The organism is Streptomyces sp. KL116D (assembly GCF_030766975.1).
GTDB lineage: Bacteria > Actinomycetota > Actinomycetes > Streptomycetales > Streptomycetaceae > Streptomyces > Streptomyces longispororuber_A.
In genome coordinates this window covers 22,799-46,584 of record NZ_JASERH010000090.1, presented here as the reverse complement: position 1 = coordinate 46,584, position 23,786 = coordinate 22,799, and the positions used below count along the sequence as shown (strand labels likewise).

The following is a 23,786-nucleotide window of genomic DNA, read 5'->3' as shown; positions in this document are numbered from 1 at the left end:
ACGCCAGTCGCCCGAGGAGTGACAGCCATGTCCGAGGTGGACTACGGACTCCACCGCAAGGTCGAGCAGGTCGCCGGTATCGTCAGCCGGCTCACCGAGCAGGTGGCGTCGGTCTCCGGCCAGGTCTCGACGGTGGAGGCCACGCAGCACCAGACCCGCACCGAACTGCAGCAACTGCGCGACGAGTTCCTCGCCTTCGTCAACGCGGCACGGCTCACCGCCCAGGTGCAGCGGGCCGAGACCCGAGTCGGCGTCATCCAGGACCAGGTCGACCACGAGTTCGGCCACCACAAGGCGGTCCGCCGCACCGCCGTCGGCATGCTCCAGGCCTTCGACCTGGGCCTGGTCTCCGAGGAGACCGTGCGCTCGGTCGGCGACCAGCTGATGATCCAGACGCCGCGCTACTGGCTCGCACCCGCCCTGGTGGCCCTCGCGTCCTGGTCGGCCGACGACCGGGACCTGTGCGAGCGCGCCGTCGAGGAGGCGTTCCGCCGCTCGCCCGACCGCACCTCCTTGTTCTTCGCGCTCGTACTGCGCCGCCAGAACCGCAGGGACAGCGCGGTGCGCTGGTTGCGGCACTATCTGCTGGCGCAGGATCCGGCGGCGCTCGGCCGCGAGTTCGCCGTGATCCTGGAGTCGATCGCGCAGGGCGCCTTCGGCGCGGCGGGCCGCGACCTGCTCGGCCGCACCCTCGCCGGCTGGCGCGACCGGCTGATGGACAGCGGCGAGGTGCAGGCCCGGCAGATCACCCGCTGGCGCGAGGAGATCAACAGCCTCCAACAACCCGCACAGCGGGGCGAGTTCCCACGGCTCGCGCAGGTCTCCCCGCAGTGGCCGACCCTGGAGGACCTGCTCGGCAGAGCCCGCACCCAGCAGACGCTCCTCGACAAGTACCAAGCCGTCCTCGACCGCGAGTTCCAGCCGTCGGAGCGGCTGGAGGACGCCGTCGACGACATCCTCGACCGGCTGGTCTCCGAGTACGACAACGAAGAGCTGCCGCTGCGCCGTGAACTGGCCTACAACAAGGCCGTGATCGACTACGACGGCGACACCGCCGCCGCGCGCCGAGCCGCCGACGCCGACTCCGCCTCGTACGAGGGGACACTCGACTACCTGACGGTGCAGACCACCGCCGCACTCAACCCGACCGCCATCGGCTCGTCGCCCGCCACCCAGCGGCTCGCCGTCGCGGCCTGCCACGAGTGGTTCCAGCAGGCGCACGCCCAGTTCACCCGCGACTACCGGGCCGCAGTGCCGCCGGATGTGCAGGCGCAGTTCGGCACGTCCCACACCGTGGGCGCCCACGTGTTCCAACTGCCGCCATGGCAGGGCTCGTTCTCGGCTCCGCTGGTGCAGCTGGAGGCGTCGCTCGGTGCGCACTGGGACCAGCACATGGCCCCGTTCATCGCGTCGCTCGCCTTTCCGCTGGTGAAGAAGGTCCTCCCGCTCGCCGCCGTCGTCGCCGGCATCCTGCTGATCGTCGGCAGCATCCACATCGGCTTCGCGCTGATCGCCGCGGCCGTCGTCGCCGGCGTGTGGGGGCTCGTCCTGCGCAACGGGGCGGAGGCCGCCAAGCGGCTGCAGGGCAACGCGCGCACGGCCCTGGAGCAGGCCAAGCTGGAGTCGCTGCACCTCGTGCGCGGCGCCTCCGCCGAACTCATCGACTGGTACGAGCGGTTCAGGGACGCCGACGCCGTGGAGGCGCAGTGCCGAGAGCTGATCGGTTCGCTGAGCACGGCCGTCGCCCAGGGCGGTTCACCCTTCGAGGGGCGCACCGTGCAGCGGGACCCGATGCACAAGGAGGACGTCGCGTCATGAGCCATCCGACACCGCCGCCGCCCGGCCGGCAGCCCGGCGACTCCCCGTGGGCCCGGAGACCGGCCGCCGCCGACTCCCCGTGGGCCGCCACCGGCAGACCGGCCGGGGAGCGCGTCACCAACCGGGCCCGCCGCGTCGTCGACGGCCTGCCCGCCTGGGAACCGCTCCCGCCGGGCGAGACCGTGGTGCGCAGGCCCGGCTCCGGCGAGGTGGCGTGAGCGGTACGTACTGGGGGCACGGCGGCCCGTACGAGCTCTGGGTCGACGGGCTGCGTCGCTGGGCCGCCGACGACGGCGGCGACCCCGTCGACGTGACCGCGCTGCCCCCGCTCGTCGAGCGGGACTATCCGCGGGAGACCTGGCAGCGGATCACCGCGCACCTCGCCCACGCCCACCACCGGCGCCTGCAGGCCTGGGCCGACCGGCTCGTCGCCGCCATGTCGGCGGCCGACGACGAGTTCACCGCGGGCCGCGAGCTCACCCACGCCCGCGCGGGCCTGCGCGCGCTGCGCTCCCTCGCCACCCATCCCGGCCTGCCCGAGGGTCTCCGCGCCGTCATGACCGACGTACTGGACAAGGAGATCGCCCGCACCCAGGCGGAGCTGGAGCGGCAGCTGGACGCGGCGGCACGGCGCGGCGCGGACCCGGCGTGGGTCGAGCAGCGCCGCCGCACCCTGCGCGACAACGGCCTGACGGCGGTCACCGCCGACGACGCCCCCCCGCCCGGCCCCGACCCGTGGGCGGCACCGCAGCCCGACCGTCCGCGCCGCCGGATCGTCCTGGACTGAGCCCGCACCACCTCACCCCACCGAGACCGAAGGCCCCATGTCGAACTACGCCGAGAGCCTGGCCCACCTGGACAGCTACATCTCCGCGCGCGTGCCGGTGATCGGCATCCGCACCATCGAGCAGCAGCGCGCCCTGCGGCTGCTGCGCGAGGCCGCCACCCAGCCGCGGCGCAGCGCCATGCCGTTCTGGATCTACACCAGGGCGACCGGACTGCGCGATCTGCGCACCAACGCCTCGGTGCAGGACGACCGTTCGCTGACCGGCGCGATGGAGTTCGCGGCCAGCCAGTTCGGCACCCGGCAGAACGCCACCATCGTGCTCGTCGACCCCGACCACCTGGAGGGGGACACCCCGGTCACCCGGCACATCGCCGAGCTGGCCCGGCTCGCCGACAACACGATGGGCAGCATCGTCCTGATCACCGACGCCCCCATCTGGAGCGGGCTGCAGCGCCTCGGCATGAGTCTGCGCCTCGACCTGCCGGACACCGACGAGATGTACGGCACCCTGACCGGCTTCCTCCAGGACCACCACGGGCACATCCCCATCGACTGGGACGAGGACGACGCCCGCCGCGCCGCCGAGTTCCTCAGCGGGGTCACCGAGGCCGAGTGCATCAACCTGATGGCGACCATCGCCGCGAAGAAGTCGATCCGCAAGGAGGACGTGCTCGGCCTGGCCCAGGCCAAGGACCGCATCTTCAGCGACCTCACCGGCCTGGAGCGGGTCCGCCTCCGGGAGAGCGACTACACCGTCGGCGGCCTCACCAGCCTGCGCGCCTGGCTGCGCCGCAAGCACCAGCTGATGCAGGCCGACCTGCGCGGCACGGAACTGCGCCCGCCGCGCGGCGTCCTCCTCGTCGGCGTGCCCGGCTGCGGCAAGTCGCTGTCCGCCAAGGCCATCGCCCACGAGTGGCAGCTCCCGCTCTACCGACTGGACATGGCCAGCATCCACGGCAAGTACCTGGGCGAGTCCGAGGGGCGGTTCCGCGAGGCCCTCGCGATGGCCGACCGGGTCGCGCCCTGCGTCCTGTGGATCGACGAGATCGAGAAGGGCCTCGCGGGCCGGGACGACTCCTCCGGGGTGCCGCAGCGCATCATCGGCCAGTTCCTGTTCTGGCTCCAGGAGTCGCACTCCCGCTCCTTCGTCGTCGCCACCGCCAACGACATCCGCAGCCTGCCGCCCGAACTGCTGCGCAAGGGCCGCTTCGACGAGCTGTTCTTCGTGGACCTGCCCGACACCGAGGACCGCAGGGAGATCATCGAGCTCTACTTCGCCCGCTATCTGAAGACGGCCCCCGAGCCGGAGCAGCTCGACCGGCTCGTCGACCTCTCCGAGGGCTTCGCGGGCTCCGACATCGAGTCGGCGCTGCACGAGATCGGTGCGGAGGCCCATGTCCTCGGCGGCGCCGAGCAGTTGAAGCCGTCCCGGATCCTCGACATGTTCGCCAACACGGTGCCGATGAGCCGGGTCAACCCCGAGCAGATCGAGGAGATCAGGACCTGGGGCCGGGAACGGGCGGTCCCGGCGGGCCGCGCCGCGATGGCCCCGGCGGCGAGCGGGACGCCCACGCCGCGGCGGATCGTGTTCATGGACGACTGAGCGGCGCCGCCGGGCGTCGCGGGACGGTCGTGCACAACAAGACGGTTAAGCGTTGCTTCACGAGGTCCGTAGAACTATTCACTTGTTCTGCGGGCCCCGTCGCGGCACCGTGTCAGGCCGGGACGCTGGGCCAGGGACACGGGACGGGGACGCATGACGCAGACACGGCGCGCGGCACACGGGACGGCCACCACGCCCGGGGCGCCGCCCCCGTCCCCCTGGCGCAACCCCGACTTCCGTACCCTGTTCACCGGCACCGCCCTCAGCCAGTTCGGCTCCAACGTCTGCTACCTCGCGGTGCCCCTGGTCGCCGTCTCCGCGCTCGACGCCGGCCCCGGCCAGGTCGGCGCCCTCGCCACCCTCAGCACTCTCGCCTTCCTGCTCATCGGCCTGCCCGCCGGAGCGTGGGTGGACCGGATGCGGCAGCGGCGGCTGATGATCGCCGCGGACCTGCTGCGCGGACTCCTGTACGCCTCCGTGCCCCTGGCCTGGTGGCTCGACGTCCTGAGTCTCACCCAGCTGTACGCGGTCGTCCTGCTGGCCGGCTGCGCCACGGTCTTCTTCGACGTGGCCTCGCAGAGCACGGTGCCGCAGCTGGTCGGCGAGGACGAACTCGTCCCGGCGAACGCCGCGTTGGTCAGCCTCATGGGCGTGAGCAACATCGCGGGCCGCAGCGCGGGCGGCGGCCTCGTCCAGCTCCTCACCCTGCCCTACGCCGTGCTGGCCGCGGCCGTCGGCTACCTGGCCTCGGCACTCACCCTCACCCGCGTACGGGCCGCGCCCGCCGCCCCGGCCGCCCGGGACGCCGCCCCGCGCGTCCCGCTGCGCACCCAGATCTCCGAGGGCCTGCGGCACGTCCTCGGCCACCCGGAACTGCGCGCCCTCGCCGCGGCCGGCGCCCTGCTCAACTTCGGCAGCCAGCTGGTCAACACCATGCTCCCGGTCCTCTTCGTCCGCGAACTCGGCCTGCCCGCCGGGGTGCTGGGCCTGTTCTGGGGCGCGGGCGGCCTCGGCATGCTGCTCGGGGCGCGCGGCGCCCGCCGGATCGCGGCCCGCCTCGGCTTCGGCCGCACCCTCGGCCTCGCGGGCCTGTGCCTGGCCCCGGCCGGGCTGCTCGTTCCGCTGGTCGGCCGGGAGTGGTGGCTGCTGTTCCTGGCCGGGTGCGGCTGGCTCGCCGTCCTCTTCAAGACGGGCGTGGACAACGTGCTGGGCGTCTCGCTGCGCCAGCGGCTGACGCCGGACGCGATGCTCGGCCGGATGAACGCCACGTTCCGGTTCCTCTTCATGGGCGCCCTCGCGCTCGGCGCCGCGGCGTCCGGCGCGCTGGCCGGGGCGACGTCGGTGCGGGTGGCGCTGTGGGCGGGCGGCGCGTTCATGGCGGTGGCGTTCCTGCCGGTGTTCCTGTCGCCGGTCCGCCGTCGCCGCGCCCTGCCGGCCGCGGTGTGAGGCCATCGTGACCAGGCCGTGAGGGGCCGGGGGGAGCGGGGCACAGGCTCGTCCGCCATACTTCGGCCCGTGGAGCAGCGTATGGACAGTCAGAAGGTCACGCCCGTCGCCGGCGCCGGTTTCGACCCGGCGCACGTCCCCGGTCTGACGTCTCCCGGTCCGGAGGCGGTTGTCGAGGACGCGGTCACGGAACCCGACGAGACGCCGGAGGAGGTGACGGACGCCGAGCCGGAGGCGCAGGCCGCCCTGCTGAAGAAGCCGGCGGAGCCGGTCGAGGAGACCGGCGCGGACGAGCCGGACGAGCCGGAGGAACCGGCGGACGATGCGGACTCGGAGGGCTCGGCGGAAGCGGCGGCCCCCAAGGGCGCGTCGGACGGCTCGGTCTCCCTGGAGGCCAAGGACCGTCGCGGCTCCATCACCGTCGACGCGACCGGCGTCCGCTTCACGCTGGACGACCAGGAGGCCGACTTCACCTGGGACGAGATCAGCGCGGTCGAGTTCGGCACGGCCCGCAAGCGCCTCACGGTGACGGTCCACACGCCGAACAGCCGCTGGTACCCGAACGACGTCGAGGCCCCCGACAAGGCCCGCCTCAACGAGTGGACGGAGACCCTCGACAAGGCGCTGGACGCGTACTTCGAGGACTGACGCGGACGGCGGCCGGACGGCGACCGGACGGCGGTCATGGGCACCGGTTCCTGACGCATCCTGCCGAACCCCTTGCCAGCGGGGCTTCTTTACGCACCCTTGATGTTCATGGCGGACACCACGGGCACCTCAGGAACCGGTACCACCATCCCCGACTCCCGACCGCGCAAGTCCAGCTGGAAGTACATCGGCCCCGGCATCGTCGTCGCCGCGACGGGCGTCGGGGCGGGCGACCTCGTCGCGACGCTCGTCGCGGGCAGCAACTTCGGCTACACGCTCCTGTGGGCCGCGGTCCTCGGCTGCCTCGTCAAGATCAGCCTGGCGGAGGCGGCGGGCCGCTGGCACCTGGCCACCGGCCGCACCCTCTTCGACGGCTGGGCGAGCCTCGGCCGCTGGACGACGTGGTTCTTCGTCGTCTACGTCGTGGTCTGGGGCTTCGTCTACGGCGCGGCGGCGATGTCGTCGAGCGCGCTCCCGCTCCAGGCGCTGTGGCCGGACCTGTTCCCGGCGGACTGGTCGATCAAGCCGTGGGCGATCATCTGCGGGCTGGTCGGCCTGGTCTTCGTCTGGTTCAACAAGTACGAGGTCTTCGAGAAGGTCATGACGGTCCTGGTGGGCGTCATGTTCGTCGTCACCGTCTACCTGGCGGTCAGGGTCACCCCGAACCTCGGCGACGCGTTCGCCGGCCTGCTGCCGGTGCTGCCCGACGAGAAGGACTCGATCCTCAACACGCTCGGCCTGATCGGCGGCGTCGGCGGCACCATCACCCTGGCCGCGTACGGCTACTGGGTCAACGCGAAGGGCTGGACGAACACGTCCTGGATGAAGGTGATGCGCCTCGACAACCGGGTCGCGTACATCACGACCGGCGTCTTCGTCGTCGCCATGCTGTTCGTCGGGGCGGAGCTCCTGCACGCCTCGCACACCTCGATCGCGAGCGGCGACAAGGGCCTCCTCGACCTCACGAAGATCCTTCAGGCGGAGTACGGCACGGCGACGGCGAAGCTCTTCCTGATCGGCTTCTTCGCCACGTCCTTCACCTCGCTCATCGGCGTCTGGCACGGCGTGAGCCTGATGTTCGCGGACTTCGTGGAGCGCTACCGCAGCGCCCGCGTGACGGGCGAGGAGGTGGCGCGCGGCGACCGCGAGAAGGGCTGGCCGTTCCGGGTGTACCTGCTCTGGCTGACCTTCCCGCCGATCGTCCTGCTCTTCCAGGGCCAGCCGTTCCGTCTGGTGATCCTGTACGGGGTGCTGGGCGCGGCCTTCATGCCGTTCCTCGCCCTGACGCTGGTCTGGCTGCTCAACTCCCGCCGGGTGCCCACGGAGTGGCGCAACGGTTGGCTGAGCAACGGCATGCTGGTGGTGGCGGGGCTGCTCTTCGTGGTGCTGTGCGTGAAGCAGATCTGGGACCAGCCGTGGGCGGACTTCTTCTGACCCCGGGCGGACGGTGGGGCGTGGGCAGCGCCGCCGGGGGAGCGGCGGCGCTGCCCGTCCTGGGGTTACAGCTGGTGGACGTGGGGGCCCACCGCCGAGGACCAGGCGTTGCCGGACGCCGCGTCCCAGTTCGTCGACCAGGTCATCGCGCCGCGCAGGCCCGGGTACGTCTTCGACGGCTTGAAGGAGCCGCAGTTCGTGCCCTTGGTCAGGCAGTCGAGGGCGGCGTTGACCACGGACGGGGAGACGTAGCCGCCGCCCGCCGCGCTCGACGACGCGGGGACGCCGATGCCGACCTGCGACGGGTCGAGGCCGCCCTCCAGCTGGATGCAGGCGAGCGCCGTGAGGAAGTCGACGGAGCCCTGGCTGTAGACCTTGCCGTCGCAGCCGAGCATCGAACCGCTGTTGTAGTACTGCATGTTGACGACCGTGAGGATGTCCTTAACGGCCAGCGCGGTCTTGAAGTACTCGCCGGACGTGGACTGCATGTCGATGGTCTGCGGCGCCATGGTGAGGACCAGGTCGCCGCCCGCCTTCGTCGCCAGCGACTTCAACGCCTGCGACATGTAGGTGGAGTTGAGGCCGTTCTCCAGGTCGATGTCGACGCCGTCGAAGCCGTACTCCTGCATCAGCCCGTACACGCTGTCCGCGAAGGCCGCGGCCGACGTCGCGTCGCTGACGGAGACCGTGCCCTTCTCGCCACCGATGGATATGACGACCGATTTGCCGGCCGCCTGCTTCGCCTTGATGTCGGCCTTGAAGGCGTCCTCGGTGTAGCCGCCGAGACCGGCCGAGTCGAGCGTGAAGTCGACCGCGCCCGGTGTCGCCGTGGCGTCGGCGAAGGCGACCGCGACGATGTCGTAGTCGGCGGGGACGTCGGCCAGTTCCTGGACCGTCGCCCCGTTGTCGAAGTTCTGCCAGTAGCCGGTCACCGCGTGGGCGGGGACGGCGGCGGCCGACGCGCTGCCCGTCGTCGCGAGCAGACCGGTCACGGCCAGCGCGGCCGCCGTGGTGAACGTGCCTATGAGCACGCCGAGTCGGGGCCTTCGCCGGTGGGTGGAGTTCATTTCTGCCTCCGGATGTGGGGGGTGGGGAAGCAGCTGCTGGGCGTACAAACTGGTCCAGACCATTGGGGATGTCAAGGCTTTGCGCCGATGCTTCCGCGCCAACCCCGGCGGGACGCTTCATGAACAGTGCGAAGTGGGGTGTTGCCGGGCGCCCGCGTGGATATGGTGCTCAGGCAGGAACACCGCAGTGCCCGGACAGGACCATTGCTGTGCCTGGAGAGCAAGTTTCTGGAGGAGCGCAGAGCGACCGGGGGGTTCACGCGTGCCGACCGTCATAGCCGTGACCGACCCCGACCTGGTCCTGACCTCGCCCGACCGGCACACCCCGACGGCCGCCGTGCTGCCCGTGGGCGAGGCGCAGGACGCGTATCCGCTCGACCGCGCGATCACCGACGTCCACGCGCTGATCGAACAGCACGGCTATGTGATCGCCCTCTGCCCGCAGTCCGTACCGGACGCGACCGTCCACCGGCTGCATTCCGTGCGGTCGATGCTCGAGACCGACCGGATCGCGATCCTCCGGCCCGAGCTGCCACCGCTCGGACTGGCCGTCCTCGCGCTCCAGCTCCGCCAGTTGTCGATCTGCGACTTCAGCCCCGGCGTCCTCGCCTCCGCCGCCCGGCTCCTCGCCCACTACATCCACGCCGGGGCCCTCGTCGGCTCCGTCGCCAAGCTCGACCGCGTCCCGGTCTCCCTGAAGGCGCACGCCAAGTCCTGGTCACCCGGCGCCCAGTTCGCCGTCGTGTCCTCGCCCCAGCCCCAGCTGCTGCGCGTCACCGGGACCGAGACCCCCGCGGGACCGTCCTTCGGCACCCGGCTCTTCTACGCCGCCGGCCAGCAGTCCACCGCCTGGATCACCGACACCCTCGCCCCCGCCTGGCGGGTCCAGGGCGCGACCGAGGCGGCGCTGCCGGCCGAGTCGCCGCGCTGGTGGGCGACCGGCAAGGCCGGGAACCCGGGCCGCATCGTCGAGTTCGCCGCCGCCATCCCGGACATCTCCGTGCTGTACCAGCTCGTCTCGTCCGTGCGGCGCGAGGAGTGCCGCTGGTGCGGGCTCGAACTCATCGGCGACCGCTGCGGGTTCTGCTCCGCACCCCTGTGTGCCGACCCACCGCCCGAGCCGACGGCAGGCGGCCGCTCCGCGCTCGCCCCCGCCGTGGGCGCGGGCCGGGCGGCGCTGCCCCGCGCCACCCGCCCCTGACCACCACCACCCACCGTCCCTGCCCGATCGCTCCGTCCGCCTAGCAACGAGGTTGTCCGGTCCATGAATTCACGTCAGCGCCGCGGCGTCATCATCCTGGTCGTCTCCGCCCTGTGCGCGGTCGGCGCGTTCGCCGGTGTGCTGTCGGTGATCCGGGACGTGAACTCCAAGGTGGGCCCCGAGGTCGCCGCGTACCGCCTGAAGACGGACGTGGCGCCCTACAAGGAGCTGTCGCAGGACCAGTTCGAGAAGGTCGAGATGCCCGAGCGGTGGCTCTCGTCCACCGCCGTCACCAGCCTGCGCGACATCCGCGGCAAGATCGCCGTCACCCAGCTGAAGAAGGGCTCCCTCCTCCAGTCGGACATGATCGTCGCCCGTCCGCAGCTCGACGCCGGGCAGCAGGAGATCGCCATCATGATCGACGCGGAGACCGGCGTCGCCGGAAAGATCAACCCCGGTTCGAAGGTCAACATCTACGCCACCTTCAAGGCCGAGAACGACAAGCAGAAGGACCAGTCCAAGGTCATCGTGGAGAACGCCGAGGTGCTCGACGTCGGCAAGCTCACCCCGATCGACCAGCAGGGCGGCGGCGACCGCAACGCCGTCCGGCGCCAGGGCGAGGCCGTCCCGATCACGTTCGCGCTCGGCGCGGCCGACGCCCAACGGGTCGCGTACGCCGAGTCGTTCGCCTCCCACGTCCGGCTCGCGCTCGTCGCCCCCGGGGACGACGGGACCATCGCGCCGGGCGACCGCTCGTACACGCTGGACGAGGACAAGTGACGGGCGTCAGGCGCCGTCCGGCCAGTCCTGCCGACCGAAAGTGGGGCCGATGACCATTCGCATCCTGCCGGCCGTCGGGGAGCCCGAGGCCGCCCGCGCCCTGGTCACCCTGCTGTCCCAGCTGGCCGACACCGAACCCGCCCCACCCCTGGCCGACTCCACCGCGCTGCTCGACACGCTGGCCCGGCTCGCCGCCGAGTCGCTCGACGAACTGCCCGAGGTCGTCCTCGTCCACGAACGCATCGGCCCCGTCCCCGCCCTCGACCTCATCCGCGACCTCGTCCTGCGCTTCCCCGCGGTCGGCGTCGTCCTGGTCACCGCGGACACCAGCCCCGCCCTGCTCACCGCCGCGATGGACAGCGGAGCGCGCGGCATCGTCGCGTTCCCGCTCGGCTACGACGCCCTCGCCGAACGCGTCCAGGCCGCCGCGTCCTGGTCCGCGGGCATGCGCCGGCACCTCGCGGGCGGCACCGGCGCGGAACTGGTGCCGGCCGGCGGCGGTGGCCGCGTAGTGGCGGTGACCGGCGCCAAGGGCGGTGTCGGCACCACCCTCACCGCCGTCCAGCTCGCCCTCGCCGCCCGCGCGTCGGGACGCTCCGTCGCGCTCCTCGACCTCGACCTCCAGTCCGGCGACGTCGCCTCCTACCTCGACGTCCAGTTCCGCCGCTCCGTCGCCGACCTCGCCGCGATCCGCGACATCACCCCGCGCGTCGTCCAGGACGCCGTCTTCACCCACGAGACCGGCATCGACCTGCTCCTCGCCCCCGCCGACGGCGAACGCGGCGAGGAGGTCACCGACCGCGTCGCCCGCCAGGTCGTGCACGCCCTGCGCGCCCGCTACGAGGTCGTGGTCGTCGACTGCGGCACCCAGATGGGCGCGGCCAACGCCGCGGCGATCGAACTCGCCGACCAGGCGACGCTCCTGGTCACCCCGGACGTCGTCGCGGTCCGCGCCGCCAAGCGCATGGTCCGGCTCTGGGACCGGCTCCAGATCCGCAAGGCCGAGGAGACCCTCACGGTGGTCAACCGGCAGGCCAGGGCCGCCGAGATCCAGCCCGCCCTGGTGGCCCGGGTGACCGGCACGAACGTGGCCCGCACCGCGGTCCCCGCCGCGTACAAGGAACTCCAGGCCGCCGTCGACGCGGGCCGGATGCAGGACCTCGACAACCGCTCCACGGTCAAGCAGGCGATGTGGGCGCTGGCCGCCGAACTCGACCTGGTCGCCGCCCCCGCCCCGGACGCCGGCGGGCGCCGCTCCCGCCGCCGCGGCGACAAGGGCGCGGTCACGCTGGAGTTCGCGGCGATGTTCCCGCTGGTCCTCGTCGTCATGGGCCTGCTGTGGCAGTGCGTCCTGTACGGCTACACGTACTCGCTGGCCGGGAACGCGGCGGACGAGGCGGCGCGGGCGGCGACATCGGCTGCCGCCGGGAGCGGGGACGTGGCGGGCGCCTGCGACGCGGCGGGCAAGTCCCACCTGCCCTCGGCCTGGCAGGCGGCGAACATCGGCTGCGCCGACGACGGCACCGTCATGAAGGCCACGGTGCAGGTGGACGTCCCCTTGTTCTTCCCCGGGATCAACCCCGGCTGGAGCGTGACGGGCGAGGCGGGGGCGGCAACCGAAGCGGATCCGGACCAGTGAGGTGGAAGCGCCCCAAAGGGGCGCGGGGAACTGCGCGAGCAACCACACACCACCCGCACCCGCCGACGAAGGACCGACCGGCCACGGCGAGAGGGCGCCTCCGCGCCGACAACGGAGTGTCCATGCTCGAATTCGCCGGCTTCCTCCCCTTCCTGCTGATCATCGGCATGGCCGCGATCCAGCTCGGCCTCGTCGGCTACGGCGCCAACCAGGCCGGCAGCGCCGCACGCGCGGCGGCGCGCGCGGAATCCCTCACCCCCGGCAGCGCCCAGGCCGCCGCGTCCGCCGCCACGAGCACCTGGCTGCACCCCGCGGCGGCGACCGGCACCGGCGACACGATCACCGCCACCGTCACCGTGCACGTACCCGCGATCATCCCGCTCTTCGACGGCTGGGACCTCACCCGCACCGCGACCATGCCCAACGACGAGCAGAACACCGGGAGTTGAGGAGAACCATGAGCCTGCGTTCCCGGGTCGTCGCCACCCGCGACCCCGCCGGACCCGAACCGGCCCGCGACGACAGCCTGGTCGCCGTCTACCGCGCCAAGCTCCTGGAGGAGATCGACCTCGCCGAGATGTCCTCGCTCCAGGCCGCGGACCGCCGCGTCCGCCTGGAGCGCGTGCTCGGCCACATCATCAGCCGCGAGGGCCCGGTCCTCTCCTCCGGCGAGCGGACCCAGCTCATCCGCCGCGTGGTCGACGAGGCACTCGGCCTCGGCATCCTCGAACCCCTCCTCGCCGACGCGTCGATCACCGAGATCATGGTCAACGGCCCCGACGCGATCTTCGTGGAGCGCTCGGGCCGGGTCGAGCAGCTCCCCATGCGGTTCGCGTCCGCCGAGCAGCTCATGCAGACGATCGAGCGCATCGTCTCCACCGTGAACCGCCGCGTCGACGAGTCCAACCCCATGGTCGACGCCCGCCTGCCCACCGGCGAACGCGTCAACGTGATCATCCCGCCCCTCGCGCTGACCGGCGCGACCCTCACCATCCGGCGCTTCCCCCGCGCGTACAGCCTCACCGAGCTCATCGAACTCGGCTCGCTCGACGAGCACATGCTGATGCTGCTCGCGGCCTGCGTCCGGGCCCGCTTCAACATCATCGTCAGCGGCGGCACCGGCTCAGGCAAGACGACCCTCCTCAACGCCCTCTCGGCGCTGATTCCCTCCCACGAGCGCATCATCACCATCGAGGACTCGGCGGAACTCCAGCTCCAGCAGGACCACGTCATCCGCCTGGAGTCGCGCCCCCCGAACGTCGAGGGCAAGGGCCAGGTCACCATCCGCGACCTCGTCCGCAACAGCCTGCGCATGCGCCCCGACCGCATCATCGTCGGCGAGGTCCGCGGCGGCGAGACGCTCGACATGCTCCAGGCCATGTCCACGGGCCACGACGGCTCCCTCGCGACCGTCCACGCGAACACCGCCGAGGACGCCCTGACCCGCCTCCAGACCCTCGGCTCGATGTCCGAGGTCGACGTCCCCTTCGAGGCGCTCAGGGACCAGATCAACTCGGCCGTCGACGTCCTCGTCCAGCTCACCCGGCACGCCGACGGCTCCCGCCGGATCAGCGAGATCGCGCTGCTCGTCTCGCACGGCCGCGAGCAGTTCACGATCGCCACGGTCACCCGCTTCACCGTCCAGCCCTACATGTCGGGCACCACCGATCTGGAACAGCGCCGGGTGCACGGCTACTACGAACACCTCCCGCTGCCGCGCCGCGTCGCCGACCGGCTGTACGTGGCGGGGGAGTCGGTGCCACCGGCGTTCGGGGTCGTCGAGGCCGTCGACGCACGCAACACGAGGGAGGCCACGGGATGAGACTGCCGGAGAAGGAGCGCGCGTCATGACGCAGCCCGCCCTCATCGCCCTCGGCGCCACCGTCCTGGCCTGCGTCCTCGCGGTCGCGGGCGCCCATGTGTACGCCTCGGGACGCGCCCGGCGCCAGGCCCTCGTCGACCGCCTCGACGGCTACCCGGGCGGCCGCCTCGCCCTGGGACCCGGCGGCCGCACGCGCCGCTTCACCACGGTCGACCGCCGGCTGCGCCGCACCCGGCTGGGCCGCGCCCTCCAGCTGCGCCTGTCGGCGACGGGCCTGGACCTCACCCCGGGCGAGTTCTTCGTCTACGTGTCCGCGGTCGTCGCCGCCCTCTGGGTGCTGGCCGCGACGGCCCTGGCCCCGTTCTTCGGCCCGATCGCCGGACTCGTGGCCGTCTGGGCCGCGGTCATCTTCCTCAACTGGCAGCGCCAGAAGAGGATCGAGGCCTTCATCAACCAACTCCCCGACGTGGCCCGCCTGCTGGCGAACGCCACGGCGGCGGGCCTCGCCCTGCGCACCTCCCTCGCGATGGCGGCGGAGGAACTGGAAGCACCCGCGGGCGAGGAACTGTCCCGGGTGGCCGACCAGTTGGCGCTCGGCCGCTCGGTCGACGACGCCCTCGACGAACTGGCCGCCCGCCTCCCCTCCCGCGAGCTCGTCGTCCTCGTCACGACGCTGGTCCTGGCGAACAAGGCCGGCGGCTCCGTGGTCTCCTCCCTGCGCAACCTCACCCAGACCCTGGAGGACCGCAAGGAGACCCGGCGCGAGATCCGCACCATGCTCTCCGAGGTCAACGCGACGGCCTTCACGGTCCCGCTGCTCGGCCTCGGCTCGCTCCTCCTCATCAACTCGTCGAACGAAGGCGCGCTGGCCAAGGTGACGGGCTCCCCGCTGGGCCAGACCCTGATCCTGATCTCCCTCGGCCTGTACGGGATCGGGTTCTTCGTGATCCGCCGCCTGGGAAAGATCGAGGTCTGACACGCCATGTCCACCACGGCCGCAGGACTTCTCCTCGCCCTCCTCATGGGCATCGCGGTACTCGGCGTCTTCACGGGCGTCCGCATGTACCGCGCCGACGCCAAGGTCCCCAGCGACCTCGCGCTCGCCCTGGAGGTCGGCGCCACCCGCGTCTCCGCCCCGTCCTCGGCGGTCGACCGCCTCGGCATGCGGTTCGCGCCCCTGGTCCTGCGCCTGATGGGCCCGCGCCGGGTCGACGCCAAGCGCCGCAGGATCGACATGGCGGGCAACCCCGGCGGCCTCACCATCGACCGCTACGCGGCGCGCAGGGCGGTCTACGGCGCCTTCGGCGTGGTCATGGGCCTGGTCTTCCTCACCAACGGCCAGCCGCTGCTCGCCCTGCTGACCCTGGCCTTCGGCGCCCTGGCCGCCGACGCCCTGATCTGGCAGGCGGTGCGCGAACGCAAGGAAGTCATCGACCGCACCCTCCCCGACTTCCTCGACGTCCTCGCCGTCGTCGTCTCGGCGGGCCTCGGTTTCCGCCAGGCGCTGGACCGGGTCGCGGAGAAGTACGAGGGCCCCTGGGCGGACGAACTCCGCATCACCCTGCGGCAGATGGACATGGGCGTCCCCCGCCGCCAGGCCTTCGACGAACTGCGCCGACGCAACGCCTCCGAGCAGGTCGCCCAGTTCGTCTCGGCACTCCAGCAGGGCGAGGAACTCGGCTCGCCCATCGCCGAGACCCTGATCCAACTGGCCACCGACATGCGCAGGACCGACGCCCAGAACTCCCGCCGCCGCGCCGCGAAAACGATCCCGAAGGCAACGATGGTGACGCTCGTCTTCATGCTCCCGGCCACGATGATCCTGATCGCGACGGGCATGTTCCTGGGCTCAGGTTCCAACTTCGGTTCCATTTTGGGACGTTGAGACCCTCCAGCAACGGGCCGCGGCTGGCTACAGTAGCTGGAGCAGATGGTTGGCGATTGCGAAGACTGTGATGGAGCGCCGGACGGATCTCGCCACGATGACGGGGGTGTCGCACATGACGGGAGCCGATGCGACCGGCGGAGCTGATGCCCGATGACGCCTCGGACAACAGGCCGAAAACTTCCGGTCAAGCCCCGCCCCTTAATTGCCGAAACCGAGTGCACTGGGTCGCCTTTCGCGTACGTTGCGTGTGTTGTTTTGGTTGCAGCGGAGGAAGTGGCGGAAGGGGGATCCCGTGATCAAGGACCGAGTGCTCGGGGTGTGGGTGACGTGGACGCGTGCGGTGGGGGAGCGGGTCCGGGGGGCTCGGAGGGACGCGGGGGCGGGGTTCGTGGAGTATGCGGGGTTGATGATTCTGATTGCCGGGATCTTCACGTTGATCGACCAGTTGGGGTTGGACGGGCTGATCTCCGGCGCGATCGGCGACGCGGTCGACCGGGTCATCGGCGGCTGATCGGGGCCTCGCTGCGGAGCGATCGGGGTTCGACGCTCCCGATCTACATCTGGCTGACCGGAATTCTGCTCTTCGCCGCCTTCGCGTTCTTCGCCTTCGCCCAAGCGGCCTCCGCCCGCAACGGGGCCCAGTCCGCGGCTGATGCCGCGGCGTTGGCGGCTGCGCAGTCCGCGCGCGACGACCTGCTCGACGACTTGGGGCAGGCCCTGGACGACGGCGACGACTGGCTGCAGTGGCTCGACGGCCAGGAGCTCGACGGCGCCGGTGCGGCGGACGCCGCCGCCCAGCTCGCGGCGGCGAACGACGCGGATGTCGTCGGGGGCCCCGACCCGGCCGAGGTGAACGGCTTCCCGGGCTACTGGGTCGAGGTGCAGACCCGCTACACGGTCGGCGACACGATCATTCCCGGCACGGAGAACGACAAGGCGAAGGCGCATGCCACGGCCGTGGTCAAACCCCGCTGTGACGTACCGGTGGACGCGGACCCGAAGAAGCCGGTCCAACTCACCTGTGACGACGAGAAGATCGAGATCGATCCGGACGACTTCGACCTGGACGACCTGCCCGACGCATCAACCTTCTTCTCCGTCCATCTGGCCGACTGACGAGTGAACGACGAGAGAGGGAAGCCGCAGCGATGAACCTTCGGCGCACTACGACGACCCGCCGGGCACTGGCCGCGGTGGCGATCACGACCGGACTCGTCCTGTCCGTGGCCGGGTGCGGCGGGGACGGCGACGGAGGGCAGCCGAAGAGCTCCTCGACGTCGGCGCCCGCCGAGAAGGACACCGACCCGAAGCAGCCGGAGTCCGAGTCGCCGAGCGACAAGACTCTGGCGGAGACCAAGGACGGCGACCTGACCGTCACCATCACGTCGGCCACGCGTGATCAGGGCGGCTTCGTCAATGTGACCGGGACGGTCCGCAACGGCGGGAACAGCTCCTGGATGGGCGCGGAGTGGCAGAGCGACGAGCGCGAACTCGCCGTCAACGGAGGGTCGTTGTCCGGCGCGAGCCTCATCGACACGCAGGGCAAGAAGAAGTACCTCGTGCTCCGGGACACCACCGGGCGGTGCCTGTGCACGAAGTTCAGCCGGCTACGAGCCGGGGACAGCGCCAGTTGGTACGCCCAGTTCCCCGCCCCGCCCGAAGGCACGACCGAGGTCACCTTCCAGGTCGGCTCGATGCCCCCGGCGCCCATCGAGATCTCCGAGGGCGAATGACATGCCCCGAACCCGACGCCACCTGACCGCCACGGCGGCCCTCACCCTCCTCCTGGTCGCCGGAACGGCAACGGCGGTGCAGGCCGACGACGACCCCACGGGCGCCCCACCCGGCAGCTCCACGACGTCCCCGCCCCCCGAGGTGGACGCCAACAGCCCGGGCCTCAAACTCGCCGACGGCGCCACGCTGGCCCCCGCCAAGGTCCTCGACATCAAATCCGTCGTGGAAGACCTCTCCGGCGACGAACGCCGCTCCGACACGAGCGAGGACGTCACGTTCGCCCTCCAGGCCGAGGTGCTCTTCCCGAAGGACAGCGCGAAGCTCAACCCGGACGCGAGGTCCCGCATCCAGGCCATCGCCGACGAGATCAAGAACCAAAAGGCAGGCACGGTAAGGGTCTTCGGCTTCACGGACAACCTCGGCTCGTACGCCCACGGCCTCACGCTCTCCAAGAAGCGCGCGGAAGCGGTCCACGACGAACTGAATGCAGCACTGGGCGCGTCCGGCGGCGACGTCACCTTCCAGGTGCGCGGCTACAGCGAGGACTACCCGATCGCGGACAACGGCAGCGAGGAGGGGCGCAAGAAGAACCGCCGGGTGGAGGTGTCGTTCCCGAAGTCGGACTGACGTCCAGACTCGGGCCGCGCGAACGCGAATTCACTTGCGTCCGGCCGTCGGCGTGGCGTTGCGGCTCCGCCGCAGTGACTCAAGGAGAAGTATTCCCAGAAGCCGACTCGGTTCCATGTTTCGGGACGCAGGGATACTGATCCACTCTCAACCTGGAAGTAATTCCAGGTTGACGGGATTCCGCTGGACGTGACAGTGAAAAGCCTGCTGTCGAACAGTGCGGAAATCACGCCCTTCCGTCAGTGGATGGATCCTTGCCGTGTCCAGGGCGCCCCTGTCCTCGCTCGCCCTGGTCAGCGAAGTGCCAGGTGCATCCGGTGATGGGGTAGGTCGGGTCGTGCTCGGAGTCAGTCCGCCCGCCACACCGTCAGATTCCCCGTCAGGAAGCTCGACCCGCTCTTGGGCAGGGCGGTCGACTTCGCCTCGACCACGAAGAGGCCGATGGTGCCGTCGGGCTGCTTGAAGCAGATCTCGCTGCCCGTGGTGATCGCGGCCAGCGGCATGCGCTTGTCCGCGCCCTTGCCGGCGAGGTAGGCGCTGCAATTGTCGAAGGGGGTGCCCACCCTTTCCCAGGCCGGGGCGATCAGGACCTCGTCGCCCTCCAGGGCGCAACTGGTCTCCTTGGCGCAGGTGAAGCGGATGTCGCCCTTGCGGTCCTTGCGGGCGGTGCCGTTCTTGAGGGTCAGGGAGTTCTTCTCGTCCAGCCACTGCATGGGGTGGGCGACGGCCCGCGGTGTCCCGGAGCCGGAGGTGGAACCGTTCGATCCGGAGCCGTCGGAGTCTCCGGATCCTCCCGCTGAACCCGCCGTGTCCGCCGACCCGTCCTTGGACGTCTTCGAGGAACCTGAACCGGATGAACCGGATGAACCGGATGAACCGGATGAACCGGATGAACCCGCCGAGCCGGACGTCGCGCCCGACGACTGTGACGCCCCGGCGTTCCCCCGGTCCCCGATCCCGCCCAGCGCGTTCCACAGCGAGTAGCCGAGTCCGCCCAGCATCAGGACGCCCACCGTCACGCCCGCCACGCCGATCAGGCCGTGGCGGCGTCTTCGGGCGCGCAGCTGGTCCGGGTCGGGCCAGCCGGGCTGCGTGGTCTCCGGTGCGCGCCACGGGGACAGCGGCTGAGTGCCGTACGCCTGGGTGCCGTACGCCTGGGTGGGCGGCGCGGCGACGGGGGCGGCGACCGGGGGCGGCACCGTCACCTCGGGGCCCGTGACCTCCTGCCAGACGGCGGGGCCCGCTCCCGCGTCCGCGTCCCGGCCGAGCTCCCGGCGGCACCACTCCACGATCTCGGCCGGCGTGGCCCGGTCCGCGGGATCCGTGGCGAGGCAGCGGGCGATCAGCGGCCGGAGCTGCTCGGGCAGGGGTGAGAGGTCGGGCGCGTCGTGCACGATCCGGTAGAGCACGCTGACCGCGGGACCGTCCCCGTACAGCGGCCGGCCGAGCACCGCGAACGCCGCCGTCTGACCGAGGGCGAAGACGTCGGTCGCCGCCGTGATCTCGCCCGCCGCACCCGCGGCCGCCTGTTCCGGAGCCATGAACTGCGGGGTGCCGATGGAGGCGCCGGTGGCGGTGTATGAACTGATGCCGGAGGCCAGGGAGATGCCGAAGTCGATGACCCGGGGACCGTCGGACGCCAGCAGCACGTTCGACGGCTTGAGGTCGCGGTGCACGATCCCGGCGCCGTGGATGCCCTCCAGCGCCTCGGCCACGCCCGCCATCAGCCACAGCACGGCGGGCACCGGCAGCGGTCCGCGCCGGCCGACGGCCTCGGCGAGCGAGGGACCCGGCACGTACAGCGTCGCCAGCCAGGGCGGTGCGCCGTCGGCGTCGCCGTCGATCAGCTCGGCGGTGTACGCCCCGCGCACCCGCCGTGCCGCCTCCATCTCCCGCCGGAAGCGCCGCCGGAAGTCCGGGTCGTCGGCGAGTTCGGGGCGGACGACCTTGATGGCCACCGGCCGGCCGCCCTGGGTGTGCGAGAGATAGACCCGGCCCATGCCGCCCGCGCCGAGCCGGGCGGCGAGGCGGTAGCCGGCCACCACGGAAGGATCGTCCGGCTGCAACGGCTGGAAAACCCCGCCAGTCCCGCCAGTCCCGCGTGCGCCACGTGCTCCTGGTACGTCGTTCATCGATCTGCCCCCATCCCCGGGCAGGCCCCGTCCCCCGGGCCGCCCCCGATCCCCAGGCCGACCGATGGATCGACCATGCAGTCAGCAGCCTAAGCAATCGGCCGCCGGTGGCGGTGCTCAGTCCACCCGTACCGGCAGCGTCTCCACCCCGTACACGATCGACAGCTTGCGGAACTCCAGCTGCGACGAGGGCACCGCCAGCTGCAACTCCGGGAAGCGGCGCACCAGTTGGGGGAAGGCGGCGCGCAGTTCCATCTTGCCGAGCTCGGCGCCGATGCAGCGGTGGATGCCGTAGCCGAAGGCCAGGTGGGAGGCGGCGGGCGGGCGGGCCGGCCGGAAGGCGTCCATGTCGTCGCCGAGCCGAGGGTCCCGGTCGGCCGCGCTGAGCGACACGATCACGATGTCGCCGCCGGCTATGCGTATGCCGCCTATCTCGGTGTCCTCGCGCGCGAACCGGGGGAACGCGGTCTGGACGACGGTGAGGTGACGCAGCAGTTCGTCGACGAAGGGGGCCGCGACGGTCGCCGGGTCCTCCGCGTCGCGCAGCGCCTCGAAGTGCTCGCGGTCCTGGAGCATGATCATGGTGCCGAGCGCGATCATGCTCGCCGTGGTCTCCAGGCCGCCGGTGAGCACCCCGTCGGCGAGACCGGTGAGTTCCTCGTCGGTGATGTTGTCGCCGTGCTCCTGCACGAGCATGCCGAGCAGGCCCTCGCCGGGGTTGCGGCGCTGCTCGGCGACGACGCCGCGCAGATAGTCGAGGGACTGCGAGACCGCGCCGAACGAGGCGCCCGCGCCGCCGAGCACGTTGAAGCGGGCGACCGAGAACTGCTGGAACGCGTCCCGCTCCTCGTAGGGGACGCCCAGCAGTTCGCAGATGACGAGCGCGGGCACCGGCATCGCGAAGTGCTCGACGAAGTCCGCCGTGCCGTCCGGCGACTCGCGCACCGCCTTCTCCAGGTGGGCCAGCTGCTCCTCGACGATCGCGTGGATGCGCGGCGTCAGCCGGGACAGCCGGCGCATCGTGAACTCGGGCGTCAGGAGGCGGCGCAGGCGCGTGTGGTCCGGCGGGTCGCAGAAGCCGAGGCCGCCCGGGTTCTGGTCGGCGCCCGCGCCGCCCACGCCCACCAGATGACGGAAGTCGTTGCTGAACGCCCTGGCGTCGCCGAGGACTTCCTTCGCCTCGTCGTAGCCGGACACGAGCCACACCGTCATACCGGGGATGGGCAGCTTGCTGACCGGCTCGCGGTCACGCAGCGCCCCGATCTCGGGCACCGGGTCGACGCCGTCGCGGCGCAACGGCAGCAGTGCGCCGTCGGGCAGTTTCGCCAGCACGGAGAGATCGAGGCCCGTCCCCTTCCTCCGCAGCCGGGAGAAGTAGAGACGGGTCAGCCAGGTCGCTATCGCGGAACGTACGGACATGTGCTCGCATTTCTGCGGTGAGGCGTGTGGGACGGACTGGCCCTGCGTGGGGGACGGGGGCCGGGGGTCTTGCGGGAGCGGGGTCCGCCAAGGGTACGTGCGGTCCCCGGGGTGCACGGAAGAGGGGGCGACCCCCGAAATCGCCCTCCGGGTAGCCCCACCCCGCTCCGCCGCCCCACCCGTCTACAGCTGTGGATAGGCCCCTGTCGTCCCGTCGATCAGCTCGCGCACGATGTCCATGTGGCCCGCGTGCCGGGCGGTCTCCTCCACCATGTGGATCAGCACCCAGCGCATCGACACCTTCCGGCCGTCCCACGCCGTGCCGACCGTCTCCAGCGGGAGCTCCGCGACGGCCCGGTCCGCGGCGGCCCGCGCCCGCGCGTAGTAGGCGAGGATGCCCTCGGTCGTCTCGTCGTCGGCCGCGACCATGTCCTCGCCCGCGTACGGGTCGAACCAGAGCGGCTCGCTCTCCCGCCCGAACGTCTCGCAGAACCAGCTGTACTCGACGGCCGCCAGGTGCTTCACCAGGCCGAGCAGGTTCGTGCCCGACGGGGTGAGCGGTCGGCGCGCCCGCTCCTCGTCGAGCCCCGCGAGCTTCCACACGACGACGTCCCGGTGCCGGTCGAGCGAGACGCGCAGGCTCTCCTTCTCCCCGCCCTCGTAAGGGACGTGCCTGATCCGTTCCTCCGCGCTCATGCTGTCTCCCCCCGTGTCGCGCCGCGTCGCCCCGTACGCACGCATGATCTGGTCCGCAGAACGTAGCAGCGCCCACCGACAACCCCGCCGGACCCGAGGCGTGCGGATCCAAAAGGGGATGAGCGGGACCGTGCCCCCCTGCGACCATGCGCTGCATGACCACTGCCGACCACCACCACCACGACCACCGCCCGACCCACACCGGCCGGCCCTTCGACGAGCTCGTCGCGGAGGCCGTCGCCGCGCCCACCGAGGGCTGGGACTTCTCCTGGTTCGACGGCCGGGCCACCGAGGAGCGCCCCTCCTGGGGGTACGCCCGGCTGATGGGGGAGCGCCTCGCCCGCGCCGAGGCCGCCCTCGACCTGGACACCGGCGGTGGCGAGGTCCTGAACCTGGCGCCGAAGCTGCCGCCGCTGACCGCCGCCACCGAGGGCTGGCCCCCGAACGTCGAGAAGGCGACCCGTCTCCTCGGCCCCCGCGGCGTGGTCGTCGTCGCGGCCCGGGCCGACGCCCCGCTGCCCTTCGCCGACGCCGCCTTCGACCTGGTCACCTCCCGCCACCCGGTCGTCCCGCCGTTCCCCGAGATCGCGCGCGTGCTGCGCCCCGGCGGCACGTACTTCGCCCAGCACGTGGGCCCCAGCAGCGTGTTCGAGGTCGTCGAGTACTTCCTCGGCCCGCAGCCCGACGAGGTCCGCGGCGGCCGCGACCCGCGGGCGGAGGTCGAGCGGGCGCGGGCCGCGGGCCTGGAGGTCGTCGACCTGCGCGCGGAGCGCCTGCGCATGGAGTTCTACGACATCGGGGCCGTGGTCCACTTCCTGCGCAAGGTCGTCTGGATGGTGCCGGACTTCACGGTCGAGGCGTACGAGTCCCGGCTCCGTGCCCTGCACGAGCGGATCGAGCGGGAGGGCCCGTTCGTGGCGCACAGCAGCCGCCATCTGATCGAGGCCCGCAAGCCCGTCTGACGGGTCCGGCGGCCGCGGGCGGACCGCCGTTGCTGTCGGCGATCGCGAACACGGGCCGCCGTTCCGGCCGAATCCGCTTAAAG

The 23,786-nt window shown here is 71.7% G+C and carries 23 protein-coding genes; 19 read left to right on the top strand and 4 right to left on the bottom strand.

Going from position 1 to position 23,786, the window contains the following annotated elements; all coding sequences use genetic code 11:
- Positions 1–27 precede the first annotated feature (27 nt).
- The 7 genes from RBJ77_RS36270 (at position 28) to RBJ77_RS36240 (ending at position 7,736) form a co-directional block, all read left to right on the top strand.
- Positions 28–1,818 carry a hypothetical protein gene (locus tag RBJ77_RS36270; protein ID WP_372348844.1) on the top strand — a complete coding sequence of 597 codons (1,791 nt, stop codon included), beginning with the start codon at positions 28–30 and terminating at the stop codon, positions 1,816–1,818.
- The gene (locus tag RBJ77_RS36265) at positions 1,815–2,036 is read left to right on the top strand and encodes a hypothetical protein (RefSeq protein ID WP_372348843.1); all 222 of its coding nucleotides are present in this window, start codon (positions 1,815–1,817) and stop codon (positions 2,034–2,036) included. The genes RBJ77_RS36270 and RBJ77_RS36265 overlap by 4 nt, the downstream gene beginning before the upstream one ends.
- Positions 2,033–2,605 carry a hypothetical protein gene (locus RBJ77_RS36260; RefSeq protein ID WP_372348842.1) on the top strand — a complete coding sequence of 191 codons (573 nt, stop codon included), beginning with the start codon at positions 2,033–2,035 and terminating at the stop codon, positions 2,603–2,605. Before RBJ77_RS36265 ends, RBJ77_RS36260 begins: the two co-directional genes overlap by 4 nt.
- A gap of 37 nt (positions 2,606–2,642) precedes the next feature.
- A complete protein-coding gene (locus tag RBJ77_RS36255) occupies positions 2,643–4,208 on the top strand; it encodes an AAA family ATPase (RefSeq protein WP_372348841.1) in 1,566 nt (521 codons plus the stop codon).
- 153 nt (positions 4,209–4,361) lie between these two features.
- Entirely contained in the window at positions 4,362–5,654 is a 1,293-nt protein-coding gene (locus tag RBJ77_RS36250) for an MFS transporter (RefSeq protein WP_372348840.1), read from the top strand.
- Between the two features lie 81 nt (positions 5,655–5,735).
- On the top strand, positions 5,736–6,302 hold the full coding sequence (locus tag RBJ77_RS36245; protein WP_372348839.1) for a hypothetical protein: 567 nt from the start codon (positions 5,736–5,738) through the stop codon (positions 6,300–6,302).
- Between the two features lie 108 nt (positions 6,303–6,410).
- Positions 6,411–7,736 (top strand): Nramp family divalent metal transporter, encoded by a 1,326-nt coding sequence (locus RBJ77_RS36240; RefSeq protein ID WP_372348838.1) that lies wholly within the window; start codon positions 6,411–6,413, stop codon positions 7,734–7,736.
- Between the two features lie 65 nt (positions 7,737–7,801).
- Here RBJ77_RS36240 and RBJ77_RS36235 read toward each other — a convergent pair whose 3' ends face one another.
- Positions 7,802–8,803, bottom strand: a complete 1,002-nt coding sequence (locus tag RBJ77_RS36235) for a chitinase (protein WP_372348837.1) — start codon at positions 8,801–8,803, stop codon at positions 7,802–7,804.
- Between the two features lie 280 nt (positions 8,804–9,083).
- Between RBJ77_RS36235 and RBJ77_RS36230 the strand changes: the two genes are divergently transcribed.
- The 11 genes from RBJ77_RS36230 to RBJ77_RS36180 all read left to right on the top strand — a co-directional run bounded on the left by RBJ77_RS36230 (position 9,084) and on the right by RBJ77_RS36180 (position 18,494).
- Complete coding sequence (locus RBJ77_RS36230) at positions 9,084–10,004, top strand: hypothetical protein (RefSeq protein WP_372348836.1); 921 nt, start codon at positions 9,084–9,086, stop codon at positions 10,002–10,004.
- Positions 10,005–10,067: 63 nt separating this feature from the next.
- Positions 10,068–10,784 carry a Flp pilus assembly protein CpaB gene (cpaB, locus tag RBJ77_RS36225; protein WP_372348835.1) on the top strand — a complete coding sequence of 239 codons (717 nt, stop codon included), beginning with the start codon at positions 10,068–10,070 and terminating at the stop codon, positions 10,782–10,784.
- 49 nt (positions 10,785–10,833) lie between these two features.
- Entirely contained in the window at positions 10,834–12,423 is a 1,590-nt protein-coding gene (locus RBJ77_RS36220) for a CpaE family protein (protein WP_372348834.1), read from the top strand.
- A gap of 122 nt (positions 12,424–12,545) precedes the next feature.
- Positions 12,546–12,872 carry a TadE/TadG family type IV pilus assembly protein gene (locus RBJ77_RS36215; protein WP_372348833.1) on the top strand — a complete coding sequence of 109 codons (327 nt, stop codon included), beginning with the start codon at positions 12,546–12,548 and terminating at the stop codon, positions 12,870–12,872.
- A gap of 8 nt (positions 12,873–12,880) precedes the next feature.
- Positions 12,881–14,245 (top strand): CpaF family protein, encoded by a 1,365-nt coding sequence (locus RBJ77_RS36210; RefSeq protein ID WP_372348832.1) that lies wholly within the window; start codon positions 12,881–12,883, stop codon positions 14,243–14,245.
- Between the two features lie 25 nt (positions 14,246–14,270).
- Complete coding sequence (locus tag RBJ77_RS36205) at positions 14,271–15,221, top strand: type II secretion system F family protein (RefSeq protein WP_372348831.1); 951 nt, start codon at positions 14,271–14,273, stop codon at positions 15,219–15,221.
- 6 nt (positions 15,222–15,227) lie between these two features.
- Complete coding sequence (locus tag RBJ77_RS36200; protein ID WP_255983041.1) at positions 15,228–16,130, top strand: DUF5936 domain-containing protein; 903 nt, start codon at positions 15,228–15,230, stop codon at positions 16,128–16,130.
- A 310-nt stretch (positions 16,131–16,440) separates the two neighbouring features.
- Positions 16,441–16,644, top strand: coding sequence for a hypothetical protein (locus tag RBJ77_RS36195; protein WP_372348895.1), 204 nt, complete (start codon positions 16,441–16,443; stop codon positions 16,642–16,644).
- On the top strand, positions 16,641–17,249 hold the full coding sequence (locus tag RBJ77_RS36190) for a pilus assembly protein TadG-related protein (protein ID WP_372348894.1): 609 nt from the start codon (positions 16,641–16,643) through the stop codon (positions 17,247–17,249). The genes RBJ77_RS36195 and RBJ77_RS36190 overlap by 4 nt, the downstream gene beginning before the upstream one ends.
- A 32-nt stretch (positions 17,250–17,281) precedes the next feature.
- Positions 17,282–17,866 carry a hypothetical protein gene (locus RBJ77_RS36185; RefSeq protein WP_372348830.1) on the top strand — a complete coding sequence of 195 codons (585 nt, stop codon included), beginning with the start codon at positions 17,282–17,284 and terminating at the stop codon, positions 17,864–17,866.
- 1 nt (position 17,867) lies between these two features.
- Positions 17,868–18,494, top strand: coding sequence for an OmpA family protein (locus RBJ77_RS36180; protein ID WP_372348829.1), 627 nt, complete (start codon positions 17,868–17,870; stop codon positions 18,492–18,494).
- A 347-nt stretch (positions 18,495–18,841) separates the two neighbouring features.
- Here RBJ77_RS36180 and RBJ77_RS36175 read toward each other — a convergent pair whose 3' ends face one another.
- From RBJ77_RS36175 to RBJ77_RS36165, 3 genes are all read right to left on the bottom strand, one after another.
- Positions 18,842–20,626 carry a serine/threonine-protein kinase gene (locus RBJ77_RS36175; protein WP_372348828.1) on the bottom strand — a complete coding sequence of 595 codons (1,785 nt, stop codon included), beginning with the start codon at positions 20,624–20,626 and terminating at the stop codon, positions 18,842–18,844.
- Positions 20,627–20,743: 117 nt separating this feature from the next.
- Positions 20,744–22,045 carry a cytochrome P450 gene (locus tag RBJ77_RS36170; RefSeq protein WP_372348827.1) on the bottom strand — a complete coding sequence of 434 codons (1,302 nt, stop codon included), beginning with the start codon at positions 22,043–22,045 and terminating at the stop codon, positions 20,744–20,746.
- 183 nt (positions 22,046–22,228) lie between these two features.
- Positions 22,229–22,741: a DinB family protein gene (locus RBJ77_RS36165; RefSeq protein ID WP_372348826.1), complete on the bottom strand. Its 513-nt coding sequence runs from the start codon at positions 22,739–22,741 to the stop codon at positions 22,229–22,231.
- Positions 22,742–22,896: 155 nt separating this feature from the next.
- Here RBJ77_RS36165 and RBJ77_RS36160 point away from each other — a divergent pair, with 155 nt between their 5' ends.
- On the top strand, positions 22,897–23,703 hold the full coding sequence (locus RBJ77_RS36160) for a methyltransferase domain-containing protein (protein WP_372348825.1): 807 nt from the start codon (positions 22,897–22,899) through the stop codon (positions 23,701–23,703).
- Positions 23,704–23,786: the final 83 nt, after the last annotated feature.